Genomic DNA, 19,374 nt, shown 5'->3' with positions numbered 1-19,374 from the left:
AAGCTCGCGCTGTTGCTGTTGCTTAGCCTCAAGTGCTTCACGACGGCGTTGCTCTTCAAGCTCGCGCTGTTGCTGTTGCTTAGCCTCAACTTCTTCACGACGACGTTGCTCTTCAAGCTCGCGCTGTCGTCGCTGCTCGGCTGCAAGCTCCTCTTGGCGGAGCTGTTCAGCCTCAATCTCTCGTCTTAGTTCTTCTTGTCTAGCTTCTTCTAACTGCCTGCTTTGCTTTTCCTGCTGCTGATATTGATCAAGTGAATCAAATAAATCGATAAGCCTGTTTCTCTTATTAAAATAGTGTGGCGATAAGCCATTGGTTGCTATTTCATTTTTTAGGCCTGTTAATGCTAAACGCCAGGCCTCATTAGCTATAACCTCATTAGCAGGTATATCAACACAATCTTTTAGTAGCGATTTAATCTGGGGCTTTAGTCTATCTATTGCTGCAAAATCCTTAAGAATTTGAGCGTATAAATCAAAACGATAAAATTGACGTTTAAGATTGATCCCAGCTTTGACCATCTCATCCTGAACTTGCTCAATTAAAACCTGAATTTCCTCCGTTTTAGATCTTAATACTAGGCTTAATACCTCTGTGCTCTTATCCAGCAATAAGTCATTCAAGCGAGAACGGGGATCTTCTGCTAATTGAGTCATGGCATAGCTTTGTAAACCTGCAAGAAGTTCTGTTTTATAGTTAGCTAGCTCGACAAGAAACTCAGGATCAAATTCTGCCTGCTGTCTTCCCAATAACAGTGCTACCACTGTATCCCATTTTTGCTTTGCTATAGCAACATTCAAAAAGTCACGTAGGCTATAGTTTTCTAGCAAAACCTTAGCGATCAAAGGATTAGCCAAATGCGGGCTAAATAATTCAAATCCACCCTCTAATAAAGAAGGTCTTGTTGCTAATTGCGCCATGAGCGTCTGAAGTTTAACCCTATCACCCTCACCAAGAGCTCTACTAATTAAATTCCCCCATAACTCTGTTTTCCTGATTAAGCCAGGATCAAAAATCATTTGTTCAATAGACTTATGCAGACTATTGAAGGCTGTTGGAAAACGATGATCTTTGATATACAAATAGAGACGATTTAGGGCTCTATGATAGACCAGCTCATAGACATCATGAGCATCCACATAGGGGTGCTCATGGGTTGCATCGGTCTTTTCAAATAAGGTCGCCAACGCCCTATGTCTTTCTCTTTCATTGACAAAGGTAATAGGCTCTTCTACCAATTCATTGGCAAGATCCACACTTTTTGCGGCGCATACTCTTAAGAAAAGACTTCTCTTATCTTGCACCTTGTACTTATCTACACGCTGTAACTGACGAAATAAAGCAACATCATTATGGCTAATGGCATAGTCCATAAATTGCTCATAAAAATTGCTTAAACTCACTTTTTGAGCCAATGCGCTAACCAACTCTGGCTTTGCCCGCGCTAAAACATAATTGACATTTTCTGCCAGATTTAATGATAAAAATAAATTGAAGTCATTATCTTGCAATGCCCTTGCAAACAAACGAAAGTCATTTGTATCCACTGCAAAAGTAAAAAGAGCTGGGGGCAAGGGATATTCGCGAAAACTAGCGCCATTAGCTAACAATAAATAGGCGCCCTCAGCATGTTTATTTACCAAGGCTTTATACAAAGGAGACCCTTCTGCAGAAGAGGCTGCGTTTATCGATGAGGCAAGCAATTGAATAATTTTTGCATCCCCTCGGCTGGCTGCACTGTTAAGCAGATTTAACTTAATTGGGATTGGTAGGGTAGACTGATACCGCAATGCTGTAGCAAGGGCAGCAAAATGCCCGTCTTGATCAAGACGGGTAAAGAGTTCCGGCTTTTTCAGCATGAAGTCATAATTATCCTTTATAAATTCTATAGCCTCGCCATTGTTTTGCTCATGTGCCTCAACAAACAACTCATAAAGACCATCAGCCCCCAAAGGAATAGCATCCTTCATCATTTCAGCAAGTTGAAAATGGTGATTCAAAATCGCATATTTCAATGCATACCTTGCTGCTTCTGGTTTTTTTGAAAATACTTGCGGCCAATATTCAGTTAACTGGCTTCTATCAGCTAAGGCTAGGAAAGGAACGAGTTCAGCTAAGTCGGAAGGGCGCTTTTTCGTATAAGCTGAAACGATATTGTTATAAATCGCTTTCTTAGCCATTAGTAATTCATTGTTCAAAATAAATTGCATTAAGGGCTTATTCCTTAAAAATAAGGCCGCCGCTAAGACACTCTTTTTCAGATCATTATCCAGATTTGACCAGGCATTAGTAATAAAATGGTATTTACCTAAGTGAATTAGTCTGTAAATTAGCAATGACTGCTCAAAATCATCTGAACTCGCATTCTTGGCTAAAAGCAAAGTAGGAGGAATTCTGGCAGCGAGCAGCGCATCGGCACGTAGACCATCTTCATGTTTAGCAGCTGATTTAAGTTGTTCAAGCTTGAAATTATCATCCGCATTAAGGCCTCTATCAGCCAGAAAACGAACCAAATCACTATCTGCATTTAGGCAGGCAAACTTGAAGGCACGCTCCTGCTCAGCCAGTGTCAGACTTGCAGGCCAATGGCGCTTAATGAGCGTGTTTTTACCAAATCGAGCTAATACTTCAAAGGCATTCAAACCGTCATGATCTTGAAATAAGTTTTGGCAAAGAGAATCAAATTCATCGAGGTTTTCATCTTCTGCAACTGCAGCAAGAAAGCGCGTCCACTCCGATGGCACCTGCTGGGCTACAGTAATTTTAAAAACCTCAGTATTTTCATGCAGTAATGCAGTAGAGAGCAAAGCTGGCTTGATGGGGAAAGCGCTATTAAGCAAGAATTGAAGATTAATAGGAGATACAGCTCTGAGAACCTCTGCTGTTATTACCTCCTCCCGCTGCTTGGGCGTTTGGCTAGTTAACTTCTGTATCCAAAATCGTAGGCCGCTGCGGTTATTATTTTTGGCCGCCGTGCTAATCAAAGAAAGAACACGCTCAGGGCTATAACGCAAAAGCTCAGTTGTTAATTCTAATACCTCTCCCCCACTTTTCTCGCTGACCGCTTCAAGTAGGGCTGCGGCATTAAAGCCTGGAGAAGTATTCACATTTATTGAATATTTCTTATAAACCGCAACAACAGCTGCAACATTGTCGCGATAATTGGACATTGCAGCGTAATAAAGCAGAGACGGATTTTGGTTAACGGCTTCCTTAAAAAAGTCCTCGCCTTCTGGATTAACTCTTCCATCCACATCATAGACAATTTTCTTTTCGCACTCAGCAAGGACCTCTTTAAATAGCTCCACATTGCCATAGTGTGCCGCATAATTTAACAGCTCGATCTGCTCGATAGGATTAGTCAATTTACTGAGATACTTTAAGACAAGTTCTTTCCTACCCCAAAAAATGGCTATTTTTGCCTCTAAAAGTGAGATATATCCTTGCTCCCGAATATATTCCATGGTCTCTTGGTCATTTGCGCGAATTGCAAAGTTCAGAGGCGAGCTTGACCCTTCATGCTCCGATTTTCGCTCAAAATCGGCCTTGACCTTAAGTCTCTTGGCCCAGATTTCCTTTTTATCAGGATAATTATGTGTAGTTTGGGCATTCGGTTTGGCAAAAACACGGAGTTCTAAACCAATATCGTCTTTTTTATAAAAGAAACACTTCGATAATTCAGCGATAGCATCGGTTGCTGAATCAAAGGTTTTTACATTAAATTTTGGCAGAGTTGCCCGGAGGTCTTCTTCATCCTCATCATAGTTGGGATCAAAAATGATATATTGATTATTCTTAAAGGCTAGGGCAACAGCATGATTTGCTGAACCAACAAAACAAGCTCGTCCATTATTACGGATTTGCTCGAGCAGTTTCGCCCATTCGATCTGGTTATCTGTATAGCCAAGGTTATATTCATTTTTGGGAGGTTGCCCATGAATAGTGACAACCTTTTCTAGGTCGCCTTGATGATAGTCTTTATTGTAAACGGCGGGATTAAATACAATTTCAACTTCTTGAATAAAACTATCGAACTTCGCATCCACACCAATACTATAATTTTTCGGTGGATTCGCTAATAATTTTGAAAGCTTAAAAAACTCTTCGTCCCGGTCTTCGAGGAAATACTTAATAAAGATAGATGCAAGACCTGCACAAACACCGCCTTTATTTAACTGTAAAGATAAACCTCTGTGTTTAAGTAATCGATTAGTAGAATTAATGATTTTACTTTGTGATGGCATATACAACTTTCCCCAGAACAAAAAGATATTAAGATATTGACCATATCCCGATAAGATGTGAATTAGTGGGCGGGATTATCTCATAAATTGTAGAGGCTTGAAACAAATTTGATCATCGTGACTAAAAAGCGCTAGTAAAGCATAGGCTGGGCTGACGTTATCTATAGAAATCCATGTACCATTCTACAAAACGATTCACCCCTTCCTTGAAGTCGATTTTTGGCAAATAACCTAAGTCATCCTGCAAGCGTTGGGTATCCGCATGAGTTGATAAAACATCGCCGGCTTGCATGGGTAAAAACTCTTTAACTGCAGTTTTTCCTGTTGCTTGTTCGAGGGCTTCTATGTAGTCAAGTAGGTTTACTGGATTACCACAGCCAATATTATAGATTTTATAAGGCGCATAGCTAGAACAAGGCTCCGGTGTATATGCCGACCAATCTGGATTTGCACTAGCAGGTTTATCGATAGCAAGAGAGACCCCTGCTACGATGTCATCGATATAGGTAAAATCACGCTGCATCTGACCATGGTTGTAGATTTTGATCGGATTACCGGCCAAGATATCCCGGGTAAACGAGAAAAAGGCCATATCAGGTCGCCCCCAGGGGCCGTAGACTGTAAAAAAGCGCAGGCCTGTTGTTGCTAACTGATACAAATTTGAATAAGAGTGCGCTATCAATTCATTCGCTTTTTTAGTCGCCGCATAAATTGTCAGAGGATGATCAACCCCAGCACTTTCACTAAAGGGTTGGCTCCTATTCGCACCATAGACTGAACTGGTCGAGGCATAAACCAAATGCTCAACCTGGTGTTGACGGCAAACTTCGATAATCGTACTAAAACCGACAAGATTAGATTGGACATAGACTTCTGGATGAGTCAGAGAATAACGAACCCCAGCTTGCGCCGCAAGATTGACTACTCGCTGAGGTTTGTGTTCGGCGAAAATTTCATTAACCTTTTTCGCATCAGCAATATCAGCCTGATAAAAATGGAAGTTGGGGTAGGCTTGTAAGAGCTCAAGGCGGGCCAATTTCAGCTTTACATCGTAATAATCATTTAAATTATCAATAGCAACAACAGAATCGCCCTGCTCAAGGCGAAGTTTCGCCAAATGAAAGCCAATAAAACCTGCTGCTCCTGTGATTAACAAACGCATTATCATGTCCCAACCAATATAATGGCAAAGCAGTATACTCCCTCTCTGATTTCCTGCAACTTTTCGTACGTCATGTCGAACGTCTGAGACATCTACTGGATGTGGCATAGTGCCAATCTCGGAGATCCCTCACTATGTTCGGGATGACGTAGGGAGTATCACACCTTACTGTAGAAAAATAAGTACCCCCTAGATATACTCATGGAAATTTCACAACCTAGATATCAACCATGAACGATTTAAAAACACTCATTGAAAGCAGTTTTGAACAACGTCAGAATCTCTCGCCAGAAACAGCTCCTAAAGAACTACTTAGCGCAGTTGATGAAGCACTTTCTATGCTTGATCAGGGAAAGCTGCGTGTTGCTGAGAAAATTAGTGGCGATTGGATTACCCATCAATGGCTTAAAAAAGCTGTGCTCCTGTCATTTAGGCTCTATCCCAATCAAGTGATGGATGCTGGTTTCTGCCAATTTTATGACAAGGTTCCACTGAAATTTTCTGGCTATTCTGATGCTGAATTCAGTAAAACCGGGGTACGTGTTGTACCTCACGCGATGGTTCGCCGCGGCGCTTTCATTGCTAAAAATACTATCTTGATGCCCTCTTACGTCAATATTGGCGCTTATATTGACGAGGGCGTCATGGTTGATACCTGGGCAACTGTAGGTTCCTGCGCGCAGATAGGAAAGAACGTGCACTTATCAGGCGGTGCAGGTATCGGTGGCGTTCTTGAGCCCTTGCAGGCAAACCCTACCATTATTGAAGACAATTGCTTCATCGGTGCACGTTCTGAGGTTGTAGAAGGCGTCATTGTTGAGCGTGACTCCGTATTATCCATGGGCGTGTTCCTTGGCCAAAGTACTAAAATTTATAACCGTTTAACAGGGGAAATCAGTTATGGCCGCATTCCAGCTGGCTCTGTCGTTGTTGCCGGTTCTATGCCAAGCGAAGACGGTAGCCACAGTCTATATTGTGCGGTAATTGTAAAGCAGGTGGACGAGAAAACGCGTGCTAAAGTGAGCATTAATGAGTTATTAAGAGACGTACAATAATGCACAATATCAAAGCATTGCTGGAAAAATTAATCCGCTTTGAATCTATTACCCCCCTCGATTCAGGCTGTCAGGATTTTATGATTGATTTTTTCACTCAGCAGGGGTTTGTCTGTCAACGTTTTAATAAGCCACCTGTCAGCAACTTCTTTGCCCATTTAGGTAAGACTTCACCCCTCTTGATATTCGCGGGTCATACCGATGTTGTGCCAATCGGCGATGTCAGTAAATGGAACTCTCCCCCTTTTGCCTTAGAAGAAAAAGACGGCATGCTCTATGGGCGTGGCAGTGCTGATATGAAGGGTAGTCTTGCAGCGATGATGGTTATGGCTGCTGATTTTATAAAAAACCATCCTGACTTTAAGGGAAGCCTAGGATTTTTAATTACTAGCGGTGAAGAAGGTGATGATTTTGCCCATGGCACACCTCATGTCATGGCAGAACTTGCCAAACAAGGTATTCACCCGGATTTTTGTATTGTCGGCGAGCCATCCAGCACCGCGCTGGTTGGTGATGTGGTTAAGATAGGCCGACGCGGCTCTTTAACCGGCAAGCTTAGTCTGCAGGGACTACAGGGACATGTCGCTTATCCGCATCTGGCAAGAAATCCAATTCATTGTATAAGCCCTGCCCTAACTGAGCTTTGCCAAAAACAATGGGATCAAGGCAATGAGCATTTTCCGCCCACATCCTTCCAGGTAACCTCCATTCACTCGGGTGGACAGGCAAATAATATTATTCCCGGCGAATTGCAGATGAATTTTAATTTTCGCTTTTCAACAGAGCAGACAGCGGCAATCTTGCAAGAGTCAGTAAAAACTTGTTTCACAAACCATGGTCTACAACCCCAAATCGAATGGACTCTCAATGGCGAACCCTTTTTAACAGCTAAGGGCCGCTTGTTAGAATGCACTATTAAAGCCATAGAAAAAATAACAGATCGTCAACCAGAGCTTTCTACAAGTGGTGGAACCTCTGATGGACGCTTCATTGCACCCTATGGTGTTGAAGTCATTGAGCTAGGCCCTCTAAACGCCACCATACATCAGGTTAATGAATGTGTTTCTTTGGTTGATTTGGAAGCATTAAGCGAGATTTATTATTCTATTTGTGAGCAGATTTTAGGTTGAGATGAATAATGCTGCGCTGCATCAAGGCTACGTTTGCTTTTTTTGTGTAGATATACTTTGGAATGCGGATCTAAAACCCCTACCAAACATAAGGAATCAAGCGATAAGGCACTTTCTTCATATATTGACTATACCCCTCTAATTCCTTCACCAAGGTTTGCTCTTCCATATAAGCTCTGAATGCTATGAGAATCGATAAAAGAAGGGAAAAGATTAAACCTAGCCAGGAACCCAGTAATAAGGGGGCACCAAAAAAATAAAAGAGTGCGCCAGAGTACATGGGATGTCTTACATAACCATAAAGACCGGAGCTAATTACCTTATGTTTACGATTTTTTTGGATTTTCACCACAGGCGCCGCATAGGTATTTTGGCGAAAGGTAAAAAAGGTAAGTAACATTGAAATCACAATACCCAGCGCCCCAAGAATTTGCAGCAGAAGCGGAACTAGGAAAAAACCATGGACTTTCACATCATGAGCCATAAAGGGGTACCAGGCGATAATCAGCACTAGAAAAACGCTCATGAGTATTTTATCCCAGCCCTTTTGTTCAGGCTGGATAATAAAAGATAGGCGCTCTTTTAATAGCTCAGGATCATGTTTTGCCAGCCAAAATCCTATGCAAAGACCGCAGATTGAGTTTTCCAAAATATAAACCCAGGCGGCCCACCATTTTATAGTGCCTGCTGGTACAAAGAGTAATAGCGCAGAGATAAGCAACCATAGGATAGATTGCACTAACATCCTTGTGTACATTGCCAGCTCCTCCTTGATGGTTGTACTAGGAAGTAGGCTGGGTTTAACAGCCCAACCTACTTCCAATAACTAATAATTCCTAGTTAGCCAACCCAACCTGAAGCTCTGGTTGAGCAATTGGGGCTTCCTTGGGATTGGTCTTTTCATCCACAACCTTAGCCACGCATGAATCAGACCAAACGTTCAAGGCCGTTTCAAGCATATCAATCAAGCTATAAAAAGGTAGGATAATTCCCATCAGTGTAATTGGCACATTCATAGAGGCAAGTAAACTTGCACTCAGGAAAAAGCAGCCCATGGGCACGCCAGCATTACCGATTGCCGCTACCGTGGCAATCACTACCCATAATCCCATCATTGCCAGAGAAACCTCGATGCCATTATTTTGCATGAGATAAATCACGGTTGCGAAGATAAAAGCAGCACAGCCATTCATATTTAAGCTAGTGCAAAGGGGTAAAACAAAACGGCTTATCTCGGGTTTGACATGCAGGTTCTTCTCCGCAGTTTCCATCGTTACAGGTAAGGTACCAACTGAGGATTTTGAGAAAAACGCCACTGACAAGGCAGGAAGCATTCCTTTAAGCGCTGCAAAGGGTTTTATCCCCTGTGATTTCAACCACAAAGGCAGAATGACAAGACCTTGAATCAGGTTAGCCAGAACGATTATCAACAGGTAGGATCCGATTCCCTTAATTGCCATTCCACCACGCAATTGCACGACAGTCGTAGTAATAAAGCCATAAAGACCTATAGGGATAACGGCAATAACCCAGTTAGTTACGACCATAAACAAACCATGTGCCCCACGGAAAAACTGGGTGATAGTTTGCTTAGCTTCGGGTTCAGGGATATAGCGAATAGCAATACCGATAACGATTCCAATCAGCAACACGCCCATAACCTGATGTTCCAAGAAGGGTTCAAAAATTGTCGAGGGAATCAGGTTAGCTATATGCTGTAAGTAGCCAAGCTGGCTTGTTTGTGGTTCAACACTGGCCTGTTTTACTGACCCAATCATGCCTGGATGAATCATTAAATAGAGCAGGCAGCTAATTGCGGCAGCAACAAGTGTCGTACCCAAGGTGTAAGTCATTGCCCGTCGCCAGACAGTGCGCATTGAACCATCAGTGTTGTAATTTGACAGGGTCACAATAATAGATAAGGCGATAATTGGCAGGCTAATGCATTTAAAAATCTTGATAAATACATCAGCAATAAACAAACCAAAGGTTTTTAGTAAAGGAATATCGGAGTAACCACTAAAAATACCCAAGACAATCATAAGGGCATATAAGACGGGGGCGTTGAGCCAGTTTTTTTTCTGGTGAGTATGTTGGGCGCACATAGCAAATACCTTTTAAAGAAGTTAAGTCTCAGAGTTTTAAAACAATTTGATGATCAGCAACAACAACAGAACAATGAGGAAATAAAATGAAATGTCTGATGAGATTGGGAATTGTTATAAAACGATCTTGAGTCTTTCATAATCACCATTTAGTATATTTTTTGAACATTGAGAGCATATTTTAACACACTTCGGCTGTTAGTCAAGCCTCCCCTATCGAATTCCCGCGGCTTGACCGCGGGATCCCTATACTTTTACTTTCCCTAAAGAGCCATAGCCAACTGAGCTTGCTTTAACCGGACAATCCTTTGAAAAGCCTGTTCAATACGTTTCTTCTCAATTCGATCTGCTCGCACCAGCGCCTCAATTCTATCAATAACCTCTGTGGCTCCTATTTCACCCAGTTGATTGGCGAAAATAACCATATCAGCGCCAGCATTGATAGTTAGCTCTAAGGCTTCGTCTACAGAATAATGACTGGCAATAGCCTGCATCTGTAAATCATCAGAGATTATGACCCCTTCAAAACCCAATTGATGCCTTAATAAACCAGTTAACATAGGGTGAGACAGAGTTGCCGGTAAGCCGCTCGCATCCAGTTTACGGTTGATAACATGGGCAGTCATAATCATAGCGGGTAGTTCTGGGTTGGCTAACAATAAGGAATAAGGTTCGAGCTCTTTAGTTTGGAAGGTTCCTGTCACATCAACAAATCCCTCATGGCTATCACCGATAGCACTGCCATGTCCTGGAAAATGCTTATAGCAGCAAGTCAGCCCTTGATCCGCAAAGGCTTCAACAAAGATTTTAGCAAGATGGGCAACCTGGGAGGGCTCTGCTGAAAAACTACGACCAAGCTTACCAATAATCCCCTGGTCCTCATTCAAATTCAGATCAACAACAGGAGCGAAATTAAGGTTAAAACCTAGAGCTTTCAAAGTTTGGGCCATTTTCTCAGCTTCAAACCGTAAAGCCTCGTCGCTAAGCGTTGCTAATTCGCAAGGTTTTTTTGTCTTTATGCAACCATCAATATGCTTTAATCGATCAACTGCCCCACCTTCATAATCTATCGCAATAAAGGGAGCCCGCCCCTCTTCTTGGCTATAGGCTGATCGTTTCGCGTAATGATGAATTTGATTTGTTAAATATTTGATTTGCGACTGATTAACTAGATTTTTTCCCTGGGATTTTTTAACTAAGTCATAATCGAATAAAATAACACCGCCTAAACCATCACCGCTTAACCATTCAACTATAGAACTATGCTCTTCGATTTGAGTCCCAGCAAAACCAATAATAAGCATTTGCCCGATCTGCTGTCTTAAAGTTGTCAAATTCAGCCCCTTTTTTTCTAATTTTTATAAGACTAGAAATGCGATCATACACAATGTGTTAATTCAAATAAATGATGGGGGCGGCTGATAGGGTCATAGTCGGCAACAAAATAAAATGTAGCCTGGATTTCGCTGCGTGCATCCAGGCTACTATCCTTAACTGGACGGCTCTGTACTTGTCGTTCCAGAACTAGGAGCCTTAATAACAGCTGGAGGTACTGGGGGTATGCTGAAAAAGTCGCATTTACAGTTTCCGTTTGCTTCTGGCGGTAAGGGTACACCAGAAAAGGCAGAAGGAAAGCAAACCGGAATATCCCAGGCGCTTTGATTAGGCTTAACTTCACCAGGTAAAAACCAGTAACGCAGAGCCCAATAGGATTTACCCTTATCATTTTCCCAAAATACCGGTGAAAAACTGGCGTTATACATCAGCTTCATTGCAGCTTCGCATTGGAAAGGCTGTCTTTGCCATTGCTTACCTTTGGGTGCTTCAACAGTGGTTATGGTCTGATTATTCGTAGAATTAATCACAGCCATCGACACATTATAATTTGTCCAACAACTATCTTTTACTAAGGTGATATAACATTGAAATGCAAAGGACTGGCTTGATAAGGCTACGAGAAGAAGTGATACCGAATATCTGGAAAACATAATAAATCCATTTTGTTCATTGATTATAAGTAATTATATTCAGATATTCGGATTTTGCACCTATTAACTAATACCAATTAGCTAACACTGAAAAAATTAAGCGATGCACTTGGAGAATTATGCTGTTCTTCTATTGGAGCGATAGGAGTACGTAGAAGCTCAGTAATATAACCATCAATTTTAGTATGAGGCAGATAAAAATCAGCATGTTTTTTTAATGGATTGATCTCCTGGTCGTTTTTCGCCTTAATTCTAGTTTCATAGAGATCAATTTGCTTCAGTGCTTTATCAGGGCTTTCGAGTTTAATGAAATTACTTAGACAGATATCGCTAGGAGTCTCTATAAATACCTTGACATCGCAGTGGCGGCGTAACTCTTCGTCGCTCAATAAATAATGGCCAGCTACTATAACCAATTTTTCTGGCTCAGCCGGAATCGCAGCCCTTAAACGATTAAAATTCACTGAAATAGAATTTGAATATGGATATGGATCAGCTTCTGTCTCTACATCTGCGTCTGCATCAGCATCAACGTCTGCGACTGTTAAATAATGGGCTTCATCAATAATGGTCGCATTAGGAAATTGTTTTACAAACTCTCTTATTGGGGAACCAATAGGCCCACAAACAGCAATTACGTGCATAATTAAGCCTCTTAGACTAAAAGGATGGCAATTATACCGAGATATCAGGAAAAATAAACAACTGACTGCTTTCTGATCTAAACGGATCTGGGATTGATTTCCTCATTGTATAAGTATATCCTTTCGCGCTTGTAGGAGAGATGGCCGAGCGGCTGAAGGCGCACGCCTGGAAAGTGTGTATACGGCAACGTATCGAGGGTTCGAATCCCTCTCTCTCCGCCAACTTTAATTTAAATATCAAGTCTCGATGAAAAATGGCGAAATATTGCTGGGAAAAAGCGAGCCATTACCAACCCAAAACGTTCCTTAGGTCCTGCAACAATTAACTGTGGTTTCTCATGTTCAATAGCATAGATAATTTTCTGTGCGCAGAGCTGTGGAGCAATCCCCTTGATATGAAGGGCATCACTCTGACCATAAGATCTTCCATCTGCCACTAAGGCATTTTTGCTGATTTTGGTATTAATATATCCCGGATAAATCAACGTAATCTTGATCTTGGTTTTGAATAACTCATTACGCAGACTTTCAAAATATCCCCTAAGCGCGTGTTTACTGGCACTATAAGCAGCCCTTGTTTGTACGCCATAAAGCCCTAGCATGCTTGACGTTACTGCCAAATGTCCACTTTGTCTTTCCAGCATTTTTTTTAAAATTGGACGGGTAAGGGCAATTGTCCCCCAAAAATTGGTATCCATGATTTTTTCATCTAAATCCAGTTTGGATTCAACAACGAGATAACGCTGTGAAACACCGGCGTTGCAGATCAGTACGTCGATAGGCCCATGCTCTTCCCAAACCTTATTCGCAGTTGTTTCTAACAAATGATATTTTTCAAGATCAATAGGAACAATAGTATGACTTTCAGAAGCTAGGCAGGCTTCCTTAACTCTTTGCAGCTCCGCTTCATTGCGGGCTGATAAAATCAATCTTGCGCCTGCTTTGGCAAGTTCGTAAGCCAACGATTCGCCTATCCCTGAGGAAGCCCCAGTGATCCAAACGGTTTTATCCTTAAATGTCATCATCGCAGCTCCCTAAACTTCCAAATTGTAATAGGTCACCCCTTCTCCAGTATCGAATTCCCGCAGGTTGACCCATAGGTATCTACACAAGTGTCTGTAATAGGTCATGTCCCTCCTGGTCTCAACACTACGTCATCCTGAGCGCAGCGAAGGATCTCCTGAATGTGGCACCGTGCTAATCCCGAAGATCCTTCGCTGCGCTCAGGATGACGTGGCGTTGGGTAACAGGGCGTTCAATTACAGACACTTGTGTAGATACCTATGGGGGTGACCTATTACCCCAAATTTCATCCGAATCGGGCTTATCACCTAAACGACGGTTAGGCTGTTTCCTCTTTCATTATACTCCTCAGGCTCATCATCACTTGAGTCCTCGTTGGTGAGGTTATCAATAGTTGCCTGAATTGCATACCATACTCGTTTAACTAAGGGCTTCTGAGTATTCTCTTTATCTTCATCGTCCTCTGTAGGCATATCAACAATAATTGACCCAGGAGTCGCTTGATGTGACTGAAAAAAAGTATCCTTGCTGCCCTTGAGGCTCGATCTTTTTTCCACTGGAGGCTCTGCCTCGGTTCCTTCATTTAGAATTTTAGCAATCTGAAGAGCCTGAGATGGGTCATCAAATAATAAATTCAGATTAGTCTGATCAAGCTTGTCCCCTAACAAAGAGCATGCTTCAAATAGGGGTGTAAAAAACTCAGTGTGCACAGCAAATCGATCAAAAGTTTCCTGCTCAAAGAGACCTGCGGCCACCAAAGACCTTGTAAGAGTGACAAATTCAGTGCAAACAAAATAATTAGTATAAAGAAGTTTCAGATTAGCTAAACTCTTAGGATTACCTCGTTTAAACAGGTTGTGTTGGCTCATCTGCTCCAGAATTAAAGCAGCCTGTGCTGCATTTTCGGGCTGACTTAATAGTAATTCTCTGGTTTCAATGGTATTAAACCCAGCTAGTACCAATTGATTAAAGGCCAAGGCTAAGTCGTCCGCATGGTCTGGGTACCTGTCCATAAAGCTAGTAATACAATCTCTAGCTCCTTCATTAATCCCTGAGAAACTTCTTTGAATCACTATCGCTTTTGCCAACTTTTTAGCATAGCGAGGCGCTCGAAGTATGGCGCTATATTCATTATCTTCTATCCCCTCTCCCGCTAAAGTCTCAAAGGCCTCAGCAACGTCCTTAGAAAAGGCTGGCTGCGCGAAAAAATTGTTTAGCAGTTGCTGCACGCGATTGGGAGGAAACTCTAATTTTTTGACTCTTATGCAAGCGTCTAAGATTGCCGTTCCTCTAGATCCGCTGGCGAATATCACTGTAAGATTATTCTCAAGATCCCAGCCAGACTCTCTAAAATGAGCCAGCAGGCCAGCAATTGCTTTACCCTCTTCAAGTCTTGCAACCTGAGTAAAAAGCGAGGTGAGACTTGATTGTGTTAATTTTTTAGCAGCATCTAACTCACTAATAACCTCTGAAAACCTAGCTAGGAGGTTGGCGTTTCCTAAAAGAGCAGATACATTGCTTTGTAACATCAAAACCTGATCTTGTGTCGCATCAAAGATAACTAAAATTTTTCTTAATAATTGCAGTTGCTGGGCTGTAGCTGGCAACAGGGCTATATTGTTTTCTTTACAAAGACCATGACGTTTTAACAACAGCAGGATTTGTACCATTTCCTGCGAATCTTCAGCGACAAGGGTCGCAAAATAAGCTTCTCTTCTCTCAATTTTGCCAGCAGCAAGGCTCGCAATGTCTTCTCGTCTGTTTATTAATATTTGCCTATCTGTTTTATCAAAAAAACCTGAAGGGATAATTTCTGCTGCAGGTAAAGCAGCGCTTAACGACAGGATATAGTCTGCAATCAAATCACCATGAGCTTCTATTGCCTCTCGAGTTATCTGTTGTGGCAGTACCCTTTTCCTTTCCATTTGATGGTAGTAATCGAGTACAACTAAATTATCTGCATTGATTTGATTATTTTGCTTTAGGCGATCAAGTGCTTTTTTGCCACCCATTCGATTTGCCAACATGCTTAGGGTAATGCATGCTTCTGAGACTTCCCAGGTCGTTTTTGAGAGAATTATCTCAGCTACCCGCACTAATTCTGCGCCTGTTAGCTCTCTATCCTTTTCTGACTTCAATTCCGTATACAATGCGCGGAAAACTCGAATATGAGATTCATCAATCCAGGGACGCAGAAGAGATCCTTTATATGAATCATAGGAGTTAAGACAAACCTCAAGATCTGAAATTCTCATTTATACGCCCCATCCCTGTTTTAGATACAAAAATCTACCATTATCTTTTACAAGAGTAAATCTGGAATCAAAGTATAATTCTAAAACAGATAGACCCTTGAAAGCCCTCTTCCCTTGCAATAATAGTTTTGATATTATACAAAAATATCAAATTTAACCCATAAAGGCTGATCGCCATCATGAACAATTAATCTCAGTAAATTTTTAAGCTGCCGGAATTTTCCTGGCCTTTGCATTCAAATTTGAGATTAATATCATGCATAAACCCTTCCGTATTTCAAACCTAGCCTTAGGCTTTGCTCACAAACTCTGCTTTCAAGATTTCAATGCTGAAATAAGCTATGGTGAGCGAATTGCAATTATTGGCAATAATGGTAGTGGGAAATCAAGCTTGCTAAAACTATTAATGGGCAAGCTTGATTCCTTAGAGGGGCGAATAGTACAGCCTGCTGACTGTACTTTTGGTTATGTGCCACAAATTATTAATGACTTTGACAGCCAAAGTGGCGGTCAACGTTTCAATACAGCATTAACCAAGGCTCTGGCTCCTTCCCCCAATATTCTGCTACTTGATGAGCCTACAAATCATCTGGATCAGTATAATCGCAAAGCCTTATTCAGATTATTAGACGCTTATCCAGGAACGCTAATTATTGTTTCCCATGATCAAGAGCTATTACGTCGCTCTGTGAATACTTTATGGCATATAAAGAGCAATAAAATTAGTGTTTTCACAGGCAATTATGACGATTACTGCCAGGAATTAGCTATCCAATATCGTTCTGTGCATGAGGAATTAACCCGTCTAGCAACACAAAAGAAGGAAAGCCACAAAAAGCTGATGAAAGAGCAGGAACGAACGAAAAAACGCAAGACTTATGGGGAGAAAAAATATGGCGATGACAAGCTAGCGCTGCGTAGTGCGCAGGGGCGCGGTCAAGCCACAGCCAATAAAAACAGGAAAAATATTGCTGCAGAGAAAGAATCTATCCTAGAGCAACTCAAAGAACTGCAACAGCCTGAGATTATTAAAATTAAATTCTCTCTTAGCACCGGGCAATTAACAGCTAAAAACTTAATCACTATCAATAGTGGCCTTGCTGGCTACCACAACCCTATTCTAAGCCAGATTAATTTCTCACTCTCAGCAACTGAACGGCTTGCTATCGTCGGCTCCAATGGCTCAGGCAAAACGACTTTGATTAAGGCTATTCTGAGCCAGGCCTCATTAAGAATGGGTGGAGAATGGTTTACGCCAAAACCAGGTGATATTGGCTATCTTGATCAACATTATTCAACCCTGAGCAATGAGCAAACGGTCTTTGATGCAATTGCAGACTTAGGCCTCAATTGGCATCCTGCAGATATTCGCCGTCATTTAAATTATTTCTTATTTCGTAAAAATGAAGAAATTAACAAAAGGATTGCAGACTTATCTGGCGGAGAAAAAGCCCGGCTCTGTCTAGCGCAAATCGCTGCCAAGACACCGAGACTACTCATCTTGGATGAGATAACAAATAATCTTGATTTACAAACTAAAGAGCAGATCATTCAGGTTCTAAATGAATTTCCTGCGGCTATGATTGTTATTTCTCATGACAAAGATTTTTTAGAGGCAATAAAAATAAATAGACGTTACCTGATTGAGAAAGAATGCAAGCTGGCGTTATCATAATATTTTTTAACGTCAGTTATCGATAAGAGATATTTAAAATGAGCAATAAAGCTATTCAACCAGAAGATATTATCGCCGATGGCGCTGATTACATCTTGATTCAAGGCCAGAAAATCCGCAAAGGCAGTGTCGCGGCTTTTCTTGCGAATATCGCGATGCTTGAAAACCCCAAGTCAACCGCTGAGGAACGCGCAGATGCTTTACAGGCAATGAAAGAGCTCGCGCCCTCACTTGTTACAGTTGGTTTGCATCATCATGTGAACTTCAAAAACGAGGTAGCTGAGGAAATTATTCAACAAGCGGCTGAGGGTTGAGCTTCGAACTGCCCCCCTGATATTTGCCTTCAAAGACAAAATATAACCCATTGTTTTTCAATTAGAATTATTGAGTTATTAATCCAATCTGATTGGCTGAAAAAATAAATCTTGCCTTCTCGCGCTTTTTCTTATAAAAATCACTTCTTTGCTGAACGCCAGCATATAAAAATATGGACAAAATATAGAATTATTATACAATTTTACTAACCCATTAAATTATTTTTTAGAGAGACCAAACAGTTAGTGACTATTCATAAAAAAGACAGCAATGTGCCAATCAGCGATGGTGGCTACAGACGGGGATTAAAAGATCGCCATGTGCAACTGATCGCTTTGGGCGGAATTATCGGCTCCGGCTATTTCCTAGGTACAGGCGCGGTTGTTAATGATGTTGGCCCCTCCGTTTTTATTGCCTATATGTTCGGCGGATTGATCATCTATCTCACCATGCTATGTATGGGTGAGTTAGCAGTGGCAATTCCTATCTCTGGTTCCTTTATTACCTATACAGCAGATTTCATATCACCAACCGTTGCCTGTGGTGTGGGCTGGTCTTATTGGATAAGTTGGGTAGCCTATATTCCGGCGGAGTGTATAGCTGGTGGCATTATTATGCAGCATTTCACGGGCATTAATGGCTATGTCTGGGCTGTATGTTTTGGCTTGCTGATTACTTATATCAATATTGCCAAAGTGGGTACCTTCGGTGAGATTGAGTTTTGGTTAGCTATCGTTAAAATAGCCGCGCTTATGGGCTTTGTTGCGCTTGCTATCTTAATTTTCTTTGGGATAATCCATGGCCCGCAACCTAGCGGTATTATTGGTGCTCGCTTTATTTATGACCAAGGCGGCTTATTCCCAAATGGAGGGATGGCCTTGCTCACGGCCATGGTGCTGCTGCTAGTTAATTACCAGGGCTCGGAGATTATTGGACTAGCTGCCGGAGAGTCTATTAATCCAGCACGCATGATTCCACGCGCTGTTCGTAATGTTACTTTCAGGATTCTCTTTATATACATTATCCCAGTATTTTGTCTGGTTTTGATTTTCCCCTGGCAAAAAGCTGGCCTTGCAAACTCTGTCTTTGCCGATGCGCTTGATTTTTACGGTTTGCGCTGGGCAGGAGCTGCAACAAGTTTTGTGACGCTGACAGCGACCTTATCCTGTTCAAACTCTGGAGTATATGGCATCGTCAGATCGCTGAATGCTTTAGCACGTAATGGTATGGCTCCCCATGCTCTAAGTAAGCTTAACCGTAATGCAGTTCCACAAAACGCTGGAGTGGTTACTCTCGCTTCTATTTGGGTTTTGCTAGGAATATCCTATTTCTTTGGCCAATCCATGTTATATATCGCTCTCCTGCTTGTTTCTGGTTTTACTGGAGCAATTGCCTGGATTTCACTTTGCTGGGCGCAAATTAATTTTCGCAAGCGCCTCTACCAAGCCGGGTATACCACTGCTGATCTGAGTTATAAAACACCAGGATCACCCTATACAGGCATTCTCGCTATCACATTAATGGTTATTTGTTTGGTATTTCTTGCTTTCAACAAAGACCATAGTTATAAGGTCGCCTTTGTTATGGGCTTCCTGAGCCTTACCTTGCCAATGATCATCTATAAATTGGGTGGTTTTGTGAAAAATAGGCAAACGGCTATGGAGCTTAATAAGCATTTACGCTTCGATGATATATTTCCCGATCGGAATTCAAAATAAAGTAGCCTGGATCTCGCTTCGCTGCATCCAGGCTACGGTTCTATTTTTATTGATAATAACTA

At 41.7% G+C, this 19,374-nt stretch carries 14 protein-coding genes and 1 tRNA gene; 6 read left to right on the top strand and 9 right to left on the bottom strand.

Annotated features, from left to right (window positions below):
- Positions 1-4,242, bottom strand: a 4,242-nt coding sequence (locus BN1094_RS14760) for a PB1 domain-containing protein (protein WP_044011841.1), incomplete at its 3' end; no start/stop codon positions are given.
- Between the two features lie 157 nt (positions 4,243-4,399).
- Positions 4,400-5,404, bottom strand: coding sequence for an NAD-dependent epimerase (locus BN1094_RS14755; RefSeq protein ID WP_044011929.1), 1,005 nt, complete (start codon positions 5,402-5,404; stop codon positions 4,400-4,402).
- Positions 5,405-5,634: 230 nt separating this feature from the next.
- Between BN1094_RS14755 and dapD the strand changes: the two genes are divergently transcribed.
- Together dapD and dapE are read left to right on the top strand one after the other, a co-directional pair.
- Positions 5,635-6,459 (top strand): 2,3,4,5-tetrahydropyridine-2,6-dicarboxylate N-succinyltransferase, encoded by an 825-nt coding sequence (dapD, locus tag BN1094_RS14750; RefSeq protein ID WP_044011840.1) that lies wholly within the window; start codon positions 5,635-5,637, stop codon positions 6,457-6,459.
- On the top strand, positions 6,459-7,589 hold the full coding sequence (dapE, locus tag BN1094_RS14745) for a succinyl-diaminopimelate desuccinylase (protein WP_044011839.1): 1,131 nt from the start codon (positions 6,459-6,461) through the stop codon (positions 7,587-7,589). The genes dapD and dapE overlap by 1 nt, the downstream gene beginning before the upstream one ends.
- Positions 7,590-7,668: 79 nt before the next feature.
- Here the strand turns inward: dapE and BN1094_RS14740 are convergent, their stop codons facing one another.
- From BN1094_RS14740 to BN1094_RS18955, 5 genes are all read right to left on the bottom strand, one after another.
- The gene (locus BN1094_RS14740; RefSeq protein ID WP_044011838.1) at positions 7,669-8,346 is read right to left on the bottom strand and encodes a methyltransferase family protein; all 678 of its coding nucleotides are present in this window, start codon (positions 8,344-8,346) and stop codon (positions 7,669-7,671) included.
- A 79-nt stretch (positions 8,347-8,425) separates the two neighbouring features.
- Complete coding sequence (locus BN1094_RS14735; RefSeq protein ID WP_044011837.1) at positions 8,426-9,694, bottom strand: dicarboxylate/amino acid:cation symporter; 1,269 nt, start codon at positions 9,692-9,694, stop codon at positions 8,426-8,428.
- A 263-nt stretch (positions 9,695-9,957) separates the two neighbouring features.
- Positions 9,958-11,028 (bottom strand): glycoside hydrolase family 3 protein, encoded by a 1,071-nt coding sequence (locus BN1094_RS14730; protein WP_044011836.1) that lies wholly within the window; start codon positions 11,026-11,028, stop codon positions 9,958-9,960.
- A gap of 156 nt (positions 11,029-11,184) precedes the next feature.
- Positions 11,185-11,682: a hypothetical protein gene (locus BN1094_RS14725; RefSeq protein ID WP_044011835.1), complete on the bottom strand. Its 498-nt coding sequence runs from the start codon at positions 11,680-11,682 to the stop codon at positions 11,185-11,187.
- A 77-nt stretch (positions 11,683-11,759) separates the two neighbouring features.
- Positions 11,760-12,326 carry a nucleoside/nucleotide kinase family protein gene (locus BN1094_RS18955; protein WP_052403318.1) on the bottom strand — a complete coding sequence of 189 codons (567 nt, stop codon included), beginning with the start codon at positions 12,324-12,326 and terminating at the stop codon, positions 11,760-11,762.
- Positions 12,327-12,460: 134 nt separating this feature from the next.
- Between BN1094_RS18955 and BN1094_RS14715 the strand changes: the two genes are divergently transcribed.
- A tRNA-Ser gene (locus BN1094_RS14715) sits at positions 12,461-12,548 on the top strand.
- A gap of 8 nt (positions 12,549-12,556) precedes the next feature.
- On the opposite strand, the gene BN1094_RS14710 is transcribed toward BN1094_RS14715, so the two are convergent.
- Complete coding sequence (locus BN1094_RS14710) at positions 12,557-13,351, bottom strand: SDR family oxidoreductase (RefSeq protein WP_044011834.1); 795 nt, start codon at positions 13,349-13,351, stop codon at positions 12,557-12,559.
- Positions 13,352-13,657: 306 nt separating this feature from the next.
- The gene (locus BN1094_RS14705; RefSeq protein ID WP_044011833.1) at positions 13,658-15,604 is read right to left on the bottom strand and encodes a hypothetical protein; all 1,947 of its coding nucleotides are present in this window, start codon (positions 15,602-15,604) and stop codon (positions 13,658-13,660) included.
- A 256-nt stretch (positions 15,605-15,860) separates the two neighbouring features.
- Here BN1094_RS14705 and BN1094_RS14700 point away from each other — a divergent pair, with 256 nt between their 5' ends.
- The 3 genes from BN1094_RS14700 to BN1094_RS14690 all read left to right on the top strand — a co-directional run bounded on the left by BN1094_RS14700 (position 15,861) and on the right by BN1094_RS14690 (position 19,312).
- Positions 15,861-17,279, top strand: coding sequence for an ABC-F family ATP-binding cassette domain-containing protein (locus tag BN1094_RS14700; protein ID WP_245614342.1), 1,419 nt, complete (start codon positions 15,861-15,863; stop codon positions 17,277-17,279).
- Between the two features lie 38 nt (positions 17,280-17,317).
- Entirely contained in the window at positions 17,318-17,593 is a 276-nt protein-coding gene (locus BN1094_RS14695; RefSeq protein ID WP_044011831.1) for a hypothetical protein, read from the top strand.
- 246 nt (positions 17,594-17,839) lie between these two features.
- On the top strand, positions 17,840-19,312 hold the full coding sequence (locus BN1094_RS14690) for an amino acid permease (RefSeq protein ID WP_044011830.1): 1,473 nt from the start codon (positions 17,840-17,842) through the stop codon (positions 19,310-19,312).
- Positions 19,313-19,374 lie beyond the last annotated feature (62 nt).

The sequence above is a fragment of the Legionella massiliensis genome (assembly GCF_000756815.1).
In the GTDB taxonomy this organism is placed as follows: Bacteria; Pseudomonadota; Gammaproteobacteria; order Legionellales; family Legionellaceae; genus Tatlockia; species Tatlockia massiliensis.
This window is presented reverse-complemented; position numbering and strand designations above follow the sequence as displayed.

What these genes read in the sequence shown, in the direction of transcription:
- BN1094_RS14725 (WP_044011835.1), bottom strand. Translation starts at nt 11,682, where the DNA reads ATGTTTTCCAGATATTCGGTATCACTTCTTCTCGTAGCCTTATCAAGC.
- BN1094_RS14710 (WP_044011834.1), bottom strand. Translation starts at nt 13,351, where the DNA reads ATGATGACATTTAAGGATAAAACCGTTTGGATCACTGGGGCTTCCTCA.
- BN1094_RS14755 (WP_044011929.1), bottom strand. Translation starts at nt 5,404, where the DNA reads ATGCGTTTGTTAATCACAGGAGCAGCAGGTTTTATTGGCTTTCATTTG.
- BN1094_RS14735 (WP_044011837.1), bottom strand. Translation starts at nt 9,694, where the DNA reads ATGTGCGCCCAACATACTCACCAGAAAAAAAACTGGCTCAACGCCCCC.
- BN1094_RS14705 (WP_044011833.1), bottom strand. Translation starts at nt 15,604, where the DNA reads ATGAGAATTTCAGATCTTGAGGTTTGTCTTAACTCCTATGATTCATAT.
- dapE (WP_044011839.1), top strand. Translation starts at nt 6,459, where the DNA reads ATGCACAATATCAAAGCATTGCTGGAAAAATTAATCCGCTTTGAATCT.
- BN1094_RS14740 (WP_044011838.1), bottom strand. Translation starts at nt 8,346, where the DNA reads ATGTACACAAGGATGTTAGTGCAATCTATCCTATGGTTGCTTATCTCT.
- BN1094_RS14695 (WP_044011831.1), top strand. Translation starts at nt 17,318, where the DNA reads ATGAGCAATAAAGCTATTCAACCAGAAGATATTATCGCCGATGGCGCT.
- BN1094_RS18955 (WP_052403318.1), bottom strand. Translation starts at nt 12,326, where the DNA reads ATGCACGTAATTGCTGTTTGTGGGCCTATTGGTTCCCCAATAAGAGAG.
- BN1094_RS14700 (WP_245614342.1), top strand. Translation starts at nt 15,861, where the DNA reads ATGCATAAACCCTTCCGTATTTCAAACCTAGCCTTAGGCTTTGCTCAC.
- dapD (WP_044011840.1), top strand. Translation starts at nt 5,635, where the DNA reads ATGAACGATTTAAAAACACTCATTGAAAGCAGTTTTGAACAACGTCAG.